The 15,866-nt window shown below is 68.0% G+C and carries 14 protein-coding genes; 8 read left to right on the forward strand and 6 right to left on the reverse strand.

Features of this window, described 5'->3' with window-relative positions; translation table 11 throughout:
• The 6 genes from ACM14_RS09835 to ACM14_RS09860 all read left to right on the forward strand — a co-directional run.
• The coding region (locus tag ACM14_RS09835; RefSeq protein WP_139093408.1) for a sigma-70 family RNA polymerase sigma factor at positions 1–286 on the forward strand (286 nt) is incomplete at its 5' end.
• Positions 283–1,317, forward strand: coding sequence for a FecR domain-containing protein (locus ACM14_RS09840; RefSeq protein ID WP_065346053.1), 1,035 nt, complete (start codon positions 283–285; stop codon positions 1,315–1,317). The genes ACM14_RS09835 and ACM14_RS09840, both read left to right, overlap by 4 nt.
• Positions 1,318–1,588: 271 nt before the next feature.
• Entirely contained in the window at positions 1,589–4,213 is a 2,625-nt protein-coding gene (locus tag ACM14_RS09845; RefSeq protein ID WP_065346054.1) for a TonB-dependent siderophore receptor, read from the forward strand.
• A gap of 200 nt (positions 4,214–4,413) precedes the next feature.
• Positions 4,414–4,917 (forward strand): sigma-70 family RNA polymerase sigma factor, encoded by a 504-nt coding sequence (locus ACM14_RS09850; RefSeq protein ID WP_043819287.1) that lies wholly within the window; start codon positions 4,414–4,416, stop codon positions 4,915–4,917.
• A 10-nt stretch (positions 4,918–4,927) separates the two neighbouring features.
• Entirely contained in the window at positions 4,928–5,935 is a 1,008-nt protein-coding gene (locus tag ACM14_RS09855) for a FecR domain-containing protein (RefSeq protein WP_065346055.1), read from the forward strand.
• Between the two features lie 133 nt (positions 5,936–6,068).
• On the forward strand, positions 6,069–8,558 hold the full coding sequence (locus ACM14_RS09860) for a TonB-dependent siderophore receptor (protein ID WP_065346056.1): 2,490 nt from the start codon (positions 6,069–6,071) through the stop codon (positions 8,556–8,558).
• Between the two features lie 6 nt (positions 8,559–8,564).
• Here the strand turns inward: ACM14_RS09860 and ACM14_RS09865 are convergent, their stop codons facing one another.
• The 3 genes from ACM14_RS09865 to ACM14_RS09875 all read right to left on the reverse strand — a co-directional run bounded on the left by ACM14_RS09865 (position 8,565) and on the right by ACM14_RS09875 (position 11,089).
• Positions 8,565–9,647 (reverse strand): metallophosphoesterase, encoded by a 1,083-nt coding sequence (locus ACM14_RS09865; protein ID WP_013801428.1) that lies wholly within the window; start codon positions 9,645–9,647, stop codon positions 8,565–8,567.
• 95 nt (positions 9,648–9,742) lie between these two features.
• On the reverse strand, positions 9,743–10,243 hold the full coding sequence (locus tag ACM14_RS09870; protein ID WP_065346057.1) for a dihydrofolate reductase: 501 nt from the start codon (positions 10,241–10,243) through the stop codon (positions 9,743–9,745).
• A 21-nt stretch (positions 10,244–10,264) separates the two neighbouring features.
• Positions 10,265–11,089 carry a thymidylate synthase gene (locus tag ACM14_RS09875; protein ID WP_012206769.1) on the reverse strand — a complete coding sequence of 275 codons (825 nt, stop codon included), beginning with the start codon at positions 11,087–11,089 and terminating at the stop codon, positions 10,265–10,267.
• A 175-nt stretch (positions 11,090–11,264) separates the two neighbouring features.
• Between ACM14_RS09875 and ACM14_RS09880 the strand changes: the two genes are divergently transcribed.
• Positions 11,265–11,849 (forward strand): hypothetical protein, encoded by a 585-nt coding sequence (locus ACM14_RS09880; protein WP_043819045.1) that lies wholly within the window; start codon positions 11,265–11,267, stop codon positions 11,847–11,849.
• Between the two features lie 114 nt (positions 11,850–11,963).
• On the opposite strand, the gene ACM14_RS09885 is transcribed toward ACM14_RS09880, so the two are convergent.
• On the reverse strand, positions 11,964–13,388 hold the full coding sequence (locus tag ACM14_RS09885; RefSeq protein ID WP_065346058.1) for an FAD-binding oxidoreductase: 1,425 nt from the start codon (positions 13,386–13,388) through the stop codon (positions 11,964–11,966).
• A 43-nt stretch (positions 13,389–13,431) separates the two neighbouring features.
• Positions 13,432–13,830, reverse strand: coding sequence for a DUF2069 domain-containing protein (locus ACM14_RS09890; RefSeq protein WP_065346059.1), 399 nt, complete (start codon positions 13,828–13,830; stop codon positions 13,432–13,434).
• A gap of 107 nt (positions 13,831–13,937) precedes the next feature.
• Between ACM14_RS09890 and ACM14_RS09895 the strand changes: the two genes are divergently transcribed.
• Positions 13,938–15,284, forward strand: a complete 1,347-nt coding sequence (locus ACM14_RS09895; RefSeq protein WP_065346060.1) for a YihY family inner membrane protein — start codon at positions 13,938–13,940, stop codon at positions 15,282–15,284.
• A 14-nt stretch (positions 15,285–15,298) separates the two neighbouring features.
• Here the strand turns inward: ACM14_RS09895 and ACM14_RS09900 are convergent, their stop codons facing one another.
• Positions 15,299–15,652, reverse strand: coding sequence for a DUF962 domain-containing protein (locus ACM14_RS09900; protein WP_012206764.1), 354 nt, complete (start codon positions 15,650–15,652; stop codon positions 15,299–15,301).
• Positions 15,653–15,866 lie beyond the last annotated feature (214 nt).

Consider the following 15,866-nt stretch of genomic DNA (forward strand, 5'->3'; position numbering starts at 1 on the left):
CCCCCTGCAGGCGGCGCACCACCGCGAGCGGCTGGGCCGGCTGGAGCAGGCCATGGCCGAGCTGCCCGAGCGCCGCCGCGAGGCCTTCGTGCTGCACAGCATCGACGGGCTCACGCAGACCGAGGTGGCGCAGCGCATGGGCATCTCCCGCCGCATGGTGCACAACCACGTGACGCTGGCCATGGCCTATTGCGAACTGCGCGTGCAGTACGGCAGCGCCGAAGACATGCGCCTGATGCAGGGCCTGCTGGCGCAGGCCGCGACGGACGGGGAGGGCCGGGAATGACGCTGACCCCGAAACGCCTGCAACTGCACGCCCGCGCCGCCGACTACTTCGCCCGCCGCCGTGAAGCCGACTGGACCGGCGCCGACGAGCGCGAACTCGACGCCTGGCTGGCCGCCGACCCGCAGCACCGCAGCATCTTCGAGAGCCTGGGGCGCACGGTGCTGGACCTGCAGCAGTTGCCCAGGCCGGCGCTGGCCTGCGACGCGGCTGCTGCGCCGCAAGCCAGGGCGAGCGGGCCGCGTGCGCAGACACAGGCCCACTTGCCCGCGCCGGCACGTCAGCGCACACGCCGCGGCCTGATGCCTGCGTTGCTGTCGGTGGCTCTGGTCACGACGCTGGCCGTGGGCGGGGGCTGGTATGCCTGGGACAACCACGCAAGCCATGTGATCGAGATGGCCACCGGCCCCGGCGAGGTGCGCGAGGCCGAACTGCCCGATGGCACGCGGGTCACGCTGAATTTTTCCTCCAGGCTGCAGGTGCGCTACTACCCGCGCCGCCGCGAGACGGTGCTGGACCAGGGCGAGGCCTTCTTCCAGGTCGCCGCCGACCGCTCGCGGCCCTTCACCGTGGACAGCGGCGCCAGCCAGGTCCGCGTGGTGGGCACGGCCTTCAATGTGCGCGCCGGGCCGCCCGCGCTGGTGGTGAAGGTGCTGGAGGGCAAGGTGGAACTGCGGCCCGACCGCCATGCGGCGGACGGCAGGCGCCTGCTGCTGGGCGCGGGTACCGGCATGTCCGTCGATGCCCGCGACGGCACGCAGCATCCGCTGGCGGCCGGCGCGGACACGGTGGGCGACTGGCGCAGCGGCCAGATGGTGTTCCAGCAGGCAACGCTGGCCGAGGTCGCCGCCGATCTGTCGCGCTACCTGGGCCAGCCCGTACGGGTGGATGGCGATGCGCGGCTGGCCGCGCTGTCCGTGTCCGGCGTGGCGCTGACCGGCAAGCCCGAGGTGTTTCTGCGCTCGTTGCCGCACTTGTTGCCGGTGCGTGTGCAGGCAGAAGTGCAGGGCGGCTGGCGAATCTCGGCGCATTGAGTGTCTTGGCTGTTTGTAAATTAATGTAAACAACCCGCTTTCTCGGTTCGGCCACGTTCCCACTTTGGCGCGGTAGCGGGTTTTACCTTCATGGAGGCCGGGTTTTCTCGCGCCTCCATGGTTGCCAGCCAGGCCGCTGCCCAGTGCACAGCTCAGCCAACAACCGCGACGGCCGCGCACGCGCGTGGCGGGTGGACGCTCAACTGTCTGCCTGCCACCCACCGCGCACACCGCGACAGCGGGCAATGGACACAGTGCAGCAGGAGCAGGGATGCAAGCAGGAAAAGAACACGGCAGCGCCGCCATGGGCGCGGGCATTTGGGGAGGAGAGTTTCAGCACAGGGGCAGGCCATGGCGGCCGGCAAGGATGCCGTCGCTGGTGGCCGCAGCCCTGGTCGCGCTGGCGCAGCCTGCGGTGCAGGCGCAGCAGCCATCGTCCGTGCAGGCGGGGCAGGCGGGGCAGGCGGGTCAGGCAGGGGAGCTGGCCTTCAGCATCGCGCCCCAGCCGCTGGCCGGCGCGCTGCGCCAGTTCACGCAACAGGCCCAGCACCAGGTGCTGTTCGATCCGCAGATCGTTGCGGGCCGCACTTCACCGGCCTTGCAGGGCCGCTTCACGCCGCGCCAGGCGCTGGACCGGCTGCTGGCCGGCACGGGCGTGACCGTGATCGACGCCGTGCCGGGCGCCTACACGCTGAAGGCACCGCTCAGGGAGCCGTCGCCGGCAGCCGATGCTGCGCTGGGCACGGTGCTGGTCACGGCCCAGGCGCACGCTGGCGATACCACGGAGGGTTCGGGCTCCTATGCGGCCTCGCGCGTGTCGCTGGGCAAGGGGCAGAGCGTGCGCGAGACGCCGCAGTCCATCTCCGTGGTCACGCGCCAGCGCATCGAGGACCAGGGCCTGGTCTCCGTGGGCGACGTGATGCAGCAGACCACGGGCGTGACGGTGGACTACGCGGGCTCGGGTGGCCTGGGCGGCACGGCCAACAGCTTTTACGCGCGGGGCTTCCAGATCAGCAATGTCCAGATCGACGGAGCGGCGGTGGACGCCTTCAGCCAGGGCACCTTCGACCCCAACATGGCCATGTACGACAGCGTGCAGGTGATCCGCGGCGCGGACGGCCTGTACAGCGGCAATGGCGAGCCCGGCGGCTCCATCAACCTGGTGAGAAAGCGCCCCACGGCGCAGCCGCAGGTGCTGGCCTCGGCCTCGGTGGGCAGCTGGAACCAGCGCCGGGCCGAACTTGATGTGGCGGGCCCCCTGGCTGCCGATGGCCGGGTGCGCGGCCGCGCCGTGCTGGCGCACAGCGACCGCGAGTTCTTCTATGACTACGCCGATGCGCGCAACACCTTGCTCTACGGCATCGTGGAAGCCGATCTCACGCCGGCGACCAAGCTGACCCTGGGCGGCAGCTACGACAAGTCGGCCAGCCTGCCTTGGCGCGGTGGCCTGCCGCGCGCGGCCAATGGCGACGATCTGCACCTGCCGCGCCATACGGCACTCATGGCGGGCTGGGGCCATTACGACAGGACCAACAAGGAGCTGTTCGCCCAGCTGGAACAGAAGCTGGAGGGCGACTGGCGCGTCCGCGCCCATGCCAACTATGTCAAGGTGGACAGCGACAGCCGGTTGGCCGACGTCACCGGCGCGGTCGATCCGACGACGGGCCTGGGAGCCACGCTCAACGGCTTCTCCAACGACTTCTATTCCACCAAGAAGGCGCTGGATGCCAACGTCAGCGGAACGTTCTCCCTGCTGGGGCGCAGGCACCGGCTGCTGCTGGGCGCGGACTGGGCCAAGATCCGTGACACGCAGGACACCTTTCTGTCCGAGGTGGACATGCCGGGGGGCATCAACGTGTTCGGCTTCGACCCGGGCGCCATTCCCCTGCCCAGCTTCGTCTGGAAGACGCGCAGCTTCGCGGGCTATGGCGCCACGCAGAAAGGCCTGTACGGCCGGCTCAACCTGAGCCTGACGGACCGCCTGACCGCCATCGTCGGCGCGCGCCGCGCCAGCTACGACACGCAGACGCCCTGGCTGCGCTTCGACCGGGCCGGCAATCTCACCAGCCGCATCGTGTCGTCCTATGGCGAGAGCGGCATCTTCACGCCCTATGGCGGCCTGGTCTACGACATCGACGACCGCTGGACGGCCTACGGCAGCGTCGCCGAGATCCACAAGTCCCAGGCCGACAAGCTGGGTGGGCCCTTGCCAGGCACGCCGCTGGACCCCATCAAGGGCCGCAATTTCGAGCTGGGCGCCAAGGGCGAGTTCAACGAGGGCCGGCTGATGGCCTCCATGGCCCTGTACCGCATAGAGCGCAATGGCGAGGCCGTGGCCGATCCCTCCTACCCCAACACCGACATCGGCGACGCGGGCCTGAACTGCTGCTGGCTGAGCAAGGGCAAGGTGGTCAGCCAGGGCGTGGAAGGCGAGATCTCGGGCGAGCTGGCGCGCGGCTGGCAGCTGTTTGCCGGCTACACCTTCAACCGCAACCACAACAAGACGCCGGGCATCGAAGGCATCTACCACTCCGTCACGCCCAAGCATCTGTTCAAGCTGTGGAGCACCTACCGCCTGCCGGGCGAGCTGTCGCAATGGACGATTGGCGGCGGCGCCAATATCCAGAGCGCGCATTTCGTCAGCGGCTCGGCCAATGCCTTCAATCCTGACACGGGCAAGTTCGATGGCGCGGCCGTGCCCTTCAAGTTCAGCCAGGGCGGCTATGCCGTGTGGAATGCCAGCGTGCAGTACCGCATCAACCGCAACTGGCAGGCCGTGCTCAACCTGAACAACCTGTTCGACAAGGTCTACTACCGCACAGTGGGCACCAGCGGTGGCAACAACTGGTATGGCGAGCCACGCAATGTGATGCTGACGCTGCGCGGTAGCTTTTGAAGACCCCCTGATGCGCTGCGCGCCTTCCTCCTGAAGGGGGACGACATCCTCGGTGCGAGGCGGCTCTTCCTCGGTGTCTCTGGTTCTGGAGCGCGCCGGTTTGCGAAGGGGAGGTCATCAAGGCCTAATCCTTATAGAATGAGAATCTTTCTCATTCATGTGGCGCACGCCTGCACGTGCTGCCGCACCAGGAGCCTGTCTTGCCCGCCGCCCCCGCCGCTTTGCACCAAGAGGTCGATACGCTGTACCGCGTCCACCATGGCTGGCTCCAGGGCTGGCTGCGGCGGCGATTGGGCAATTCCACGGAGGCGGCCGATCTGGCGCAGGACACTTTCATGCGCCTGCTCACGCGCAGCGAGCCCATTGCCGCACGCGAGCCGCGTGCCTTTCTGACCACGGTGGCGCAGGGCGTGGTGGCCAATTTCATGCGACGCAGGCAGATCGAAGAGGCGTACCTGGCCACGCTGGCGCATTTGCCCGAGCCGCAGGTGCCGGGCCCCGAAACGCGCGCCATCCTGCTGGAGACGCTGGTCGAGCTGGACCGCCGCCTGGACACGCTGGCACCCCCCGTGCGCCGTGCCTTCCTGCTGTCGCAGCTCGACGGCATGAAGCAGGCCGACATCGCGGCCGAGCTGCAGCTGTCACTGGCCACGGTGCAGCGCCATATCGCCAAGGCCGCGCACTGCTGCTTCTTCGGCGGCTGAGCGCCAGCCCATGACCGAATTCCGCCACGCATCCACCGGCCTGCCCGTTTTTGAAGGCCCGCCCGTTTCAGAAGCCGTGAGCCTGCAGGCCGTGCAATGGCTGGTGGCCCTGCAGGCCTGCGATGCCGGCGAGGACACGCAGGCCTCGTGGCGGCGCTGGCGTGCCGATCATCCCGACCATGAGCGCGCCTGGCGGCACATCGAGGCCTGCGGCCTGCACCTGCGCGATCTGCCCGCACCGCTGGCGCATGGGGCGCTGCAGCCGCGCCGCAGCCGTGCGCGCGGCCGGCGCCAGGCCATGAAGCTGCTGGCCCTGGCCGCGTTCACGGGCAGCAGCGCCTGGTGGATACAACGCGGCGATTGGCGCGAATGGTCGGCCGACCACCGCACGGCCACCGGCGAGCGCCAGGCACTGACCCTGGCCGATGGCACGCGCATCCACCTGAACACGGCCAGCGCCATCGATGTGCGCTTTGACGCCAGCCAGCGCCTGCTGCGGCTGCTGGGCGGCGAGGTGCTGGTCACCACGGCCAGCGACCCGCAGGCCCGCCCTTTTCTGGTTGAAACCGCGCGAGGGCGGCTGCGTGCGCTGGGCACGCGCTTTGCGGTGCGCCAGCGCGATGGCGCCAGCCATGTGGCCGTCTATGAGGGCGCGGTCGAGGTGCGGCCGGCCGACGCCCCGCAGGCCGTGCGCATTCTGGCCGCGGGCGAGCAGGCCGGTTTTGACCGCCTTGCCGTGGACGCGCCCCAGCCCGCCGACGAACTGGCCGCCGCCTGGAGCACAGGCCTGCTGGCCGCGCGGGACATGCCGCTGACCGACTTCATTGCCGAGCTGGCGCGCCACCGCAGGGGCCGCCTGGCCTGCGATCCCGCGCTCGCCTCGCTGCGCGTCTCGGGCATGTATCCGCTGGACGATACCGACCGCGTGCTCGACATGCTGGTGCGCACCCAGCCCATCGAGCTCACCGGCTTTGGCCGCTACTGGCTGACCGTGCGCGCCCGGCAGAGCAGGACATGAGCCAAGACAGGCTGGATGGTTGTTGTTGCGAATTGTTGCAATTTGATCGATGCCTGGACCCGTTGGCATGAGGTGTTTTCTTTTCTCGCGTGGCAAGTCCTGAAGAAGCCACTTTTCAGGGAAGAGATATTTCATGGTCCAACGACTTGCTCACACTGCGGCACCGGCCTTCCGGCGCCATTCGCTGGCACTGGCTGCCAGCACCACGCTGGCGCTGTGCGCCGTCAGCGCAGCCCTTGCGCCGCAAACCGCGCAGGCCCAGGCCCAGTCACCCTCCGAAGTGCGCAGCTACGCCATACCGGCAGGCCCGCTGGAAGGCGCGCTGGCCCGCTTCGCCCAGGAAAGCCGCGTCATGCTGTCGTACACGGCGGCCGACATCGCGGGCAGGCGCAGCGCGGGCCTGAGTGGAAACCATGCAGCGCCTGCGGCCCTGGATGCGCTGCTGGCCGGCTCGGGGCTGGCCGCCCATGCGCAGCCCAATGGCGGCTATGCGCTGCGCCCCTTGCCCGAGGTGCGCACATCGCGCGGCCAGGCTGCCGCTGGGGCAGAGGCGGGCCTGCCGGTCGTCATGGTGACCGACACGCGCATCCGTGACGGCGTCACCGAAGGCTCGGACTCCTACACCAGCGGCACGGTCACGCTGGGCAAGACCGCGCAGGCGCTCAAGGACATTCCGCAATCGGTCAGCGTGCTCACGCGCCAGCGCATGGACGACCAGGGCATGACCAACCTGCCTGACGCCATCCACAACGCCACCGGCATGGTGGCCGTGCAGGGCGTGGGCGCAGGCCTGGCCATCAATGCGCGCGGCTTTGCGGTGGACTCGCTGCAGTACGACGGCCTGCCGTTCACGCGCAATACCTACAGCCTGGGCAACTGGGAGCAGGAGTCGCTGGTGTTCTATGACCGCGTGGAGATCCTGCGCGGCGCTGCCGGCCTGCTGCAGGGTGCGGGCAGCCCCGGCGGCGCGATCAACCTGGTGCGCAAGCGCCCGGGCCGCGAGCGCTCCGTGGTCTTCACGGGCAAGCTCGGCTCCGATGACCACTACGGCCTGCAGATGGATGCCAGCACGCCGCTCAATGCCGAAGGCACGCTGCGCGGCCGCGTGGTGCTGGACGGGGACTACAGCCACGGGTTCACCGAATACACGCGCGACCGCACGCGCAACATCTACGCGGCGCTGGACTACGACATCAGCGCCAGCACCACGGTGGGCCTGGCCGTGGGACAGCGCCACAGCCGCTCGCGCCCCATGATCGTGGGCCTGCCGCGCTTTGCCGACGGCAGCGACATCGGCCTGCCGCGCTCCACCTACACAGGCGCCATGTGGAACCGCGCAGGCAATGACCAGAACATGCTGTTCGCCGACCTGGAACACCGCTTCAATGCGGACTGGCGCTTCAAGATGGTGGGCATGGCCATGAACGAGAAGAACACCAACGTGCACCAGCGCGCCGTGGGCCCCATCAAGCCCGATGGCAGTGGCATGAGCTACGGCGATTTCGGCGTGGACTTCAACAACCAGCAGCGCGGCCTGGACATGTCGCTGTCGGGCCGCTTCAAGGCGCTGGGCATGGAGCAGGAAGTGCTGCTGGGCGCCAACTACGCTGGCTACACCACCAGCGACCGCTTCGTGCGCGCCTGGACCGCGGGCGGCAACATCTTCGATATAGACCACAACCGCCCCTGGCAGGACATGGAAAGCATCGCCGCGCGTGGCGCGGATGTGCGCAGCAATTACGACATCACGCAAAAGGGCCTGTACGGCACCTGGCGTGTCAGGCCCACGCAGGCGCTCACGCTGATCGCCGGGGGGCGCCTGGGCTGGTATGACTTCGCCTACCGCGCGCAATCGGGCGATTCTTCCACCAGCAAGACCACGGGGCGTTTCATCCCCTACGCGGGTGCCGTCTATGCGCTCAACGACAACTGGTCGCTGTACAGCAGCTACTCCACCGTCTTCGAGCCGCAGACCGCGCGCACGGTGCAGGGCGACCTCATCAAGCCGGTGCAGGGCCGCAACTACGAGGCCGGCATCAAGGGCGAGATGGCCGACGGCCGCCTGAACATGGCATTGGCCGTGTTCCGCTACGAGCACAAAAACCGCGCCGTCAACGACTATGACAGCGGCTTTGCATGTGATGACTGGTATTGCTCGCGCTCCTCGGGCAAGGTGCGCAGCCAGGGCCTGGAGGCCGAGGTCTCCGGCAAGGTGGCCACAGGCCTGGAACTGGCGGCCGGCTACACCTACAACACCACGCGCTACCAGTCCGACCCCGACTACCAGGGCCAGATCTTCAACACCTGGACGCCCCGGCACATGCTGCGCCTGTGGGGCAGCTACCGCCTGCCGGGCGAGCTGGGCCGCTGGACGGTGGGCGCGGGCGTGAATGCGCAGACCGACACCCTCAGCTCCGACCGAGCCTTCCGCCTGGCAGGCTTTGCGCTGTGGAATGCACGCGTGGCCTACCAGGTCTCGCCCGAGCTGAGCGTGGCGCTCAACGTCAGCAACCTGCTGGACAAGCGCTACTACGTGCCTTCTTACAACACGGTGTCGGGCAACAACTACTACGGTGCGCCCAGGTCGCTGTTGCTGACGCTGCGCTACGCGCCGCGGATCTAGCGCGTGCTATGCGGCAGCGGCTGCCGCAACGCCAAACTCCTCGCTGTCCGCCTGGGCGCCGTCGTCGAAGACCAGGCGGCGCTCGGGCCAGCGCATGGCGGCGAGCTTGAAGCGCTGTTGCGGGTCCTCGCCGGCCAGGCGGGCGTTCCAGCGGCCGCCGACCGAGTAGTCCACGCAGAACACATTGCCGCGCCGGCCGTGCCAGGACAGCGGACCGGTCTGGCCGAACAGGTTCTCGGCCTGGGCGCCGTGGAAGGACGGGCCGCCCCGGTTCAGGCGCCGCCAGTAGTGGCCCACGACCACGGCCTGGGCATCCTCGTATTCGTTCCACCAGGCCACGCGCTCGACGAAGCGCCACTTGCCGCCCGCGTAGAAGGGATTGCGGCATTCGCGCTCCACGCCCGAGGTCAGCACCTTCAGCGGATTGACCATGGCCTTGGCCAGTTCGCTCTCGCTGTGCGCGGGCAGGAAGGGCGGCAGCCAGTTGCGGTCTTCCAGGTCATGCGGCCATTGCTGGCGTTCGGCACGCATGCGCTCGGCCACCTTGTTGACCTGGGCCTGCTGGGCAGCCAGGGCCTCGTAGTGGTCGTAGGCGCTGCGTGCGCTGCCCAGCGGCAGCTCGCGCGCCATGGCGATCTGCTGCGGGCGCCAGGCCGCATGGACCACGCGCAGGTCCTCGCGCTCCATGGCGATCGGCAGGCGTTCCAGCAGGGCCAGGGTGTCAGGGATATCGCACAGCGGCATGCGCGCGAACGGCGCGTACTTGGGCGTATCGGAGGCCACGCGGCTGTCGAAGAACCAGCCGGAGCCGTCCTTGGCATCCTCGCGCAGCAGGTTGATTTCATGGTTGCCGAGCACGGCCAGCGCATGGCCCGACTCCAGCATGGGCACGACGCGGGCGAGCACGCCCGGGCTGTCGGGCCCCCGGTCGCAGAAGTCGCCGACGAAGACCAGGCGCCGACCCTGGGGATGGCGGCCCAGCGCGTCGTAGCCCAGGTGCCCCAGCAGTTGGTCCAGCGCCTCGGACTCTCCATGGATGTCGCCGACGATGTCGAGCGGACCGGGGGGCAAGGGCTGGACGAGGCTCATGGCGAAGAGGCGCGAAAGACGGCGAAGGCGTGGAAAAACGACATTATTTGCACAGACCCGCCGCGCCCGCCAGCCCCGTGTGCGACAGGGGTATGTCAGCGTCGTTGCAGGCGCACAAAGCTGTAGGGCAGCCCGTTGGCGGCCACATGGCGGCTGCGTGACGCTTCCTGCCACTCGGGGCCGAGCGTGGGGGCGAAGGCATCGCCTTCGTAGTCGCGCTCTATCTCGGTCACCTCGATGCTGTCGGCCAGCGGCAGGGCCTGGGCGTAGATCTGGGCACCGCCCATGACCCAGACGTCGGCCGATGCCTGGCGGCCCAGAGCCATGGCCTGCTCCAGGCTGGTGGCATGCAGCACGCCGGGGGCGGCCGGCTCGGGCGCCCAGTCTGCCTGGCGCGTGACGACGATGTTGGTGCGCCCGGGCAGCGGCCTGAAGCGGGCCGGCAGCGAGTCCCAGGTCTTGCGGCCCATGACCACGGCCGAGCCCTGGGTCAATTGCTTGAAGTGCGCCAGGTCCTCGGGCAGGTGCCAGGGCATGGCATTGTCCTTGCCGATGACGCCGTTGGCGGCGCATGCGTAGATGAGATGGATGGCCATCGGGCGGGTCTTTCTGCAGCCTCAGACGGCCACGGGGGCCTTGATGGGCTCGTGGTGCTGGTAGCCGACGACCTCGAAATCCTCGTACTCGTAGCCGAAGATGGAGTCGGGCCGGCGCTTGATCTGCAGCGTCGGGTAGGCGAAGGGCTGGCGCGCCAGCTGGGTCTCGACCTGGGCGAAGTGGTTGTTGTAGATATGGCAGTCGCCGCCGGTCCAGACGAAGTCGCCCACCTGCAGGTCGCATTGCTGGGCCAGCATGTGGGTCAGCAATGCGTAGCTGGCGATGTTGAAGGGAACACCCAGGAAGATGTCCGCGCTGCGCTGGTACAGCTGGCAACTGAGCTTGCCGTCGGCCACATAGAACTGGAAGAAGGCGTGGCAGGGCATGAGCGCCATCTGCGGCAGGTCGGCCACGTTCCAGGCGCTGACGATGATGCGGCGGCTGTCCGGGTTGCTCTTGAGCTGCTTGACCACTTCGGCGATCTGGTCGATGTGGCCGCCGTCCGGCGTGGGCCAGTTGCGCCATTGCACGCCGTAGACCGGGCCCAGGTCGCCGTCCTCGCGTGCCCATTCGTTCCAGATGGTGCAGCCGCGCTCCTGCAGCCAGCGCACGTTGCTGTCGCCGCGCAGGAACCACAGCAGTTCCAGGATGATGGATTTGAGGTGCACCTTCTTGGTGGTGACCAGCGGAAAGCCTTCGGACAGATCGAAGCGCATCTGGTGCCCGAACACGCTGCGCGTACCCGTTCCGGTACGGTCGGTCTTGGACACGCCATGTTCGTAGACATGGCGCATGAAATCTTCGTACTGTGAGCGGGCAGGGCGGGGCGCGGCAGTCATGTTCATGGCGGGGATTATCCCTTGATGAATACGGCGCCTTGTCCGACGGTATCCATGCCCCTCGAAACAAGGTTTGCAACCCCCGGTGCGAAAATGACTGCCGACGGGCGCCGGTGTCTTGCCTGGGCTTTCATACCGGCGCCATGGTTTTTTCGCATCCGCTTTGACAAGGAGCTTGCGCATGTCTTCCATGCTCTCCCCCTGGCAGGCCGGAATCGCACTGGGTGCCGCCATGCTGGCGCTGACAGCCTGTGATCCGCGCTCTCCCACCGTTCCCACTCCCAAGGCCGTGCAGTCCGTGGCACTCGATGTGGCCGCGCCCGCGCCCGCATTGACGCTGAACTTTCCCGAGCGCACGCGCCTGCCGTCCACGGCCAAGGCTGGCGAGCCCGGTCTGGACAGCCTGGCCGAGTACCTGGGCAAGTACCCCTATGACGGCACCAACTACCTGGAGCAAGGCGTGCTGGCCGACCGGCTCAAGGCGCTGCTGGGCACCAGCTACCCGACCCTGCTGAGCAATATGCGTACCGTGGGCCCTCTGACCAAGGAAGGCGATGTGTGGAGCATCGTCGGCCTGCGCCCGCACCAGGGCGGCGAGGAGATGGGAGCCATCGTGATCGATCCCGCGCGCAACGCACTGCGCGTGTGGCTGCTGACCGATGGCAAGCAGACCGACTTCTCCGACGCGGCCGGTGCCGACATCGCCTGGCCCAGCCAGGTGCAGAAGTCCTTTGCCGTGGTCGAGAGCAACAAGCCCGCTTCCTGATCTGCACCTGGCCGCACCTGGCCGAGTTTGGCCGCACCTGACCGCGTTTGGATGCAAGAAGGGGCAGCGCCGCCAAGCGGCCCTGCCCCTTCTTGATAAGCCGGCGCTGCCCGATCAGGCGCGCGCCAGGATGCAGCCGGGATTCATCAGGCCTTGAGGATCCAATGCCTGCTTGATGGCGCGCATCATGCCAAGGGCCACGGGCGACTGGTACTTTTCCAGCTTGTCCACCTTGAGCGCACCCACGCCGTGCTCGGCAGAGAACGAGCCGCCGAATTCGGCCACGGCCTCGTAGACCAGGTGGTTGACCAGGTGCTCGCGCTCATTGAGGAAGGCCTTGGCGTCGCCGCCCACGGGCGCCTGCACGTTGTAGTGCAGGTTGCCGTCGCCCAGGTGGCCGAAGTTGACCAGGCGCACACCCGGGATCTCGCGCTGCAGCACGGCATCGGTGTGCTCGACGAAGGCGGGAATGCGCGATGCCGCAATGGAGATGTCGTGCTTGATGTTCAGGCCTTCCTCGGCCTGGGCCAGCGGAATGCTTTCGCGGATGTGCCACAGCTCATGGGCCTGCGACAGGCTTTCGGCCACCACGGCGTCGAGCACGCAGCCGTCCTCGAAGGCCAGCTCCAGCAGCGCCTCGAAACGCTCGCGGGCATGCTGCTCGGACTCGCTGTCCGAGTTCTCGACCAGCACGTAATAGGGCGGCGCGCCGTCCAGGCCCGCAAAGGGCACGCGCAGCTGGGGCATGTGCTTGATCACCAGGGACAGCGCGAACTGGCCCATGACCTCGAAGCCCGTCAGCCCCGCACCCAGGTACTGGTGCGCCATGCCCAGCAGGCGCACGGCCGCTTCCATGGAGGGCACCGCTGCAAAGGCCGTGAGCTGGGCCGCAGGCTGGGGAAACAGCTTCATGGTGGCGGCGGTGATGATGCCCAGCGTGCCTTCGCTGCCGATGAACAGGTCGCGCAGGTCGTAGCCGGTGTTGTCCTTGCGCAGGCCCTTGAGGCCGTCCCAGATCTCGCCCTGCGGGGTGACCACTTCCAGGCCCAGGCACAGCTCGCGCGTGTTGCCGTAGCGCACCACCTGGGTGCCGCCCGCGTTCGTGCCCAGGTTGCCGCCAATCGTGCAGCTGCCTTCGGCGGCCAGCGACAGCGGGAACAGCAGGCCCTCTTTCTCGGCAAGCTCCTGCAGGCTTTGCAGGATGCAGCCGGCCTCGACGGTGAAGCTCAGGTTGTCGCGGTCGATGTTGCGCACGGCATTCATGCGCGTGAGGCTGAGCACCACCTGCGTGCCGCTGTCGTCCGGCGTGGAGCCCACCGACAGGCCGGTGTTTCCGCCCTGCGGGATGATGCTGGTGCCTGCGGCCGCGCATTCGCGCACCACGGCAGCCACCTCGGCCGTGCTGGCCGGGCGCACCACGGCCAGGGACTTGCCGCGCACGCGGCGGCGCCAATCCTGTTCATAGGCGACGAGGTCGCCCTCGGTGAGGACATGGGCTTCGCCGACGATCTGGCGCAGGCGTTCAAGCAGTGCAGTCATGTTGCAACTTCTTTCAAAGACGTGAAGGCATGAAAACGGGGACTCAGCCGCCGGCCGCCTGGGCCGCGCGGCGCGCGCTGCGCTGGCGCCAGCGCACATGCAGGGCGCAGGCGGTGAACAGCATCAGGCACAGGAAAACTTCGAGCAGCGCCAGCCAGCGGCCGGGCGCCGCGTCGCTCCAGGCGCGCACCACGCCCTCGGTGAAATAGATCCACACCAGCAGGCTGACCCAGCGGTAGGTATACATGCGGTGCTTGAGCAGGCCGATCAGCGGAACCGCCAGCGGAAGGGCCTTGAGCACCAGCCAGGAGCCCCCTGGCCGCATGGGCGCCAGCCACAGTTCCCAGGCCAGGCTCAGCACGATCAGGCCCATGAGGCTGGAGACCGCCAGCCAGCGGGTGGCGGCGACATCGGCGCCGGGGCGAGAAATGGAATCAGTCATCGGGGTGGCATCATATCGGCCATGGTCTTGTCCTTTGAACATGTGATTGCTTGGATGGTCACGCGCGTTCCCGTTTCAGGCACGCGCGTTGCAGCGGAGATATGGCGATGAGCGGCGGCCCCGGGCAGGAGCCTGCCGGTGGCCTGGAGGACGGTGCCGTTGCACTGCCCGCGCCCGAACGGGAGCGCAGCCTTTCGCTGATGGAGCGGCCCGAGCCGGTGGTGCCCCCATCCTGGCGCGAGCGCCTGCGCTGCTTTCCCTGGCGCAATACCGCGCACACGCTGCGCGAACGCTTTCGCGAGGACCGGCTGGGCGTCACCGCCAGCAGCCTGACCTTCACCACGGTGCTGGCCCTGGTGCCGTTCTTCACGGTGGCGCTGGCGCTGTTCACGGCGTTTCCCATCTTCTCGCGCGTGCAGATCGTGCTGGAGCGCTGGCTGATCGACAGCCTGATCCCCGAGACCATTGCACGCCAGGTGCTGGGCTATCTGACGCAGTTCGCCTCCAAGGCCAGCCAGCTGGGCATGGCCGGTTTTTCCATTCTGGTGATCACGGCGGTCGCGCTGATCCTCACCATAGACCGCACGCTCAACAACATCTGGCGCGTGCGCCAACTGCGGCCGCTGGGCCAGCGCGTGCTGATCTACTGGGCCGCGATCACGCTGGGCCCGCTGGTGCTGGGCCTGAGCCTGGTGCTGTCGTCCTATGTGATGTCGGCCTCGCGCGGGCTGGTCAATGCGCTGCCCGAAGGCTTGCGCTTCATCTTCGATTCCATCGAGTACCTGGCGCTGGCCGCTGGCATGGCGGGCCTGTACCACTACGTGCCCAATACGGCGGTGCGCTGGCGCCATGCCTGGGTGGGCGGCCTGTTCGTGGCCACCTGCATGGAGCTGGCCAAGAAGGCGCTGGGCCTGTACCTGGCCTCGGTGCCTACCTATTCGGTCATCTACGGCACCTTTGCCACCTTGCCGATCTTGCTGATCTGGATCTACATGGCCTGGATCATCGTGCTGCTGGGCGCCGTGGTCACCGCGTATCTGCCCATCGTCATGGCCGGCGTGCAGCGCATGCCCGGACAGCAGGGCTGGCAGTTCGAGATGGCCGTGGAAATCCTGCAGTACCTGGAGCAGGAGCGCGAGTCGCCCGCCAAGGGCCTGTATGCCAGCGATCTGGCACGCCGCCTGCATGTGGACTGGCAGCAGATCGATCCGGTGCTGCAGGCGCTGTCCGTGCTCGACTGGGTGGGAACGGTGCAGGCACCAGGTGTCGCGGCGGGCAGCGAGGGCACCGAGCCCCGCTACATGCTGCTGGTGGACCCGCAACACACGCCCTTGGCCCCCCTGGTCGAACGCCTGCTGCTGGCTCCTTCCGCGGCCGTGCAGCCGCTGTGGGAGCGCACGGGCCTGGCGGGCATGACGCTGGCCAGCCTGCTGGAGAGCCGGCCCCGGCCGTAGTGCCCGGCGCGGCGCTAGAGCGCAATGCGTCCGGTGAGGATGTCGCGCCACATCACCCAGTCGCCGCGAAAGCTGTACAGCGGGCGCTTGAAGCTGGCGGGCCGGTTTTTCTCGAAGCCGAAGTGCCCTATCCAGGCAAAGCCGTAGCCGAACAGCAGGCCGCCCAGCAGGAACCAGAAATTGCCGGTCAGGAACAGCGCGAACAGGCACAGCAGCGCCAGCGTGGAGCCGACGAAGTGCAGGCGCCGGCAGGTACGGTTGCTGTGTTCCTGAAGGTAGAACGGATAGAACTCGGCAAAGCTCTTGAACTGGCGCGGGTCCACGGCAGCCTGTGCGGCGCCGGGCAGGGGAGCGGAAGCGTGTGACATGGCAGGCCTTCGCGTGCATGGGGTGGCTTCAACTTATACGCCGCTGCCTGGCCTTTCACCATCGGAGGAACCCGCGCGCCCGGGTTCGCAAAAGCTGCCCCGAGAGAGACAAAAGCTGCCGCATTCCGCCTCGTGCGTCGCCACGGTGTCGCCCTCTGGCGGCATGCAGGCGCATGATGTCTGCCGGGCCGGCGCCGACCGGCATGGAGTTTTT

Origin of the sequence: Delftia sp. JD2 (assembly GCF_001682645.1) — a bacterium.
Taxonomy (GTDB): Bacteria; Pseudomonadota; Gammaproteobacteria; order Burkholderiales; family Burkholderiaceae_C; genus Comamonas; species Comamonas acidovorans.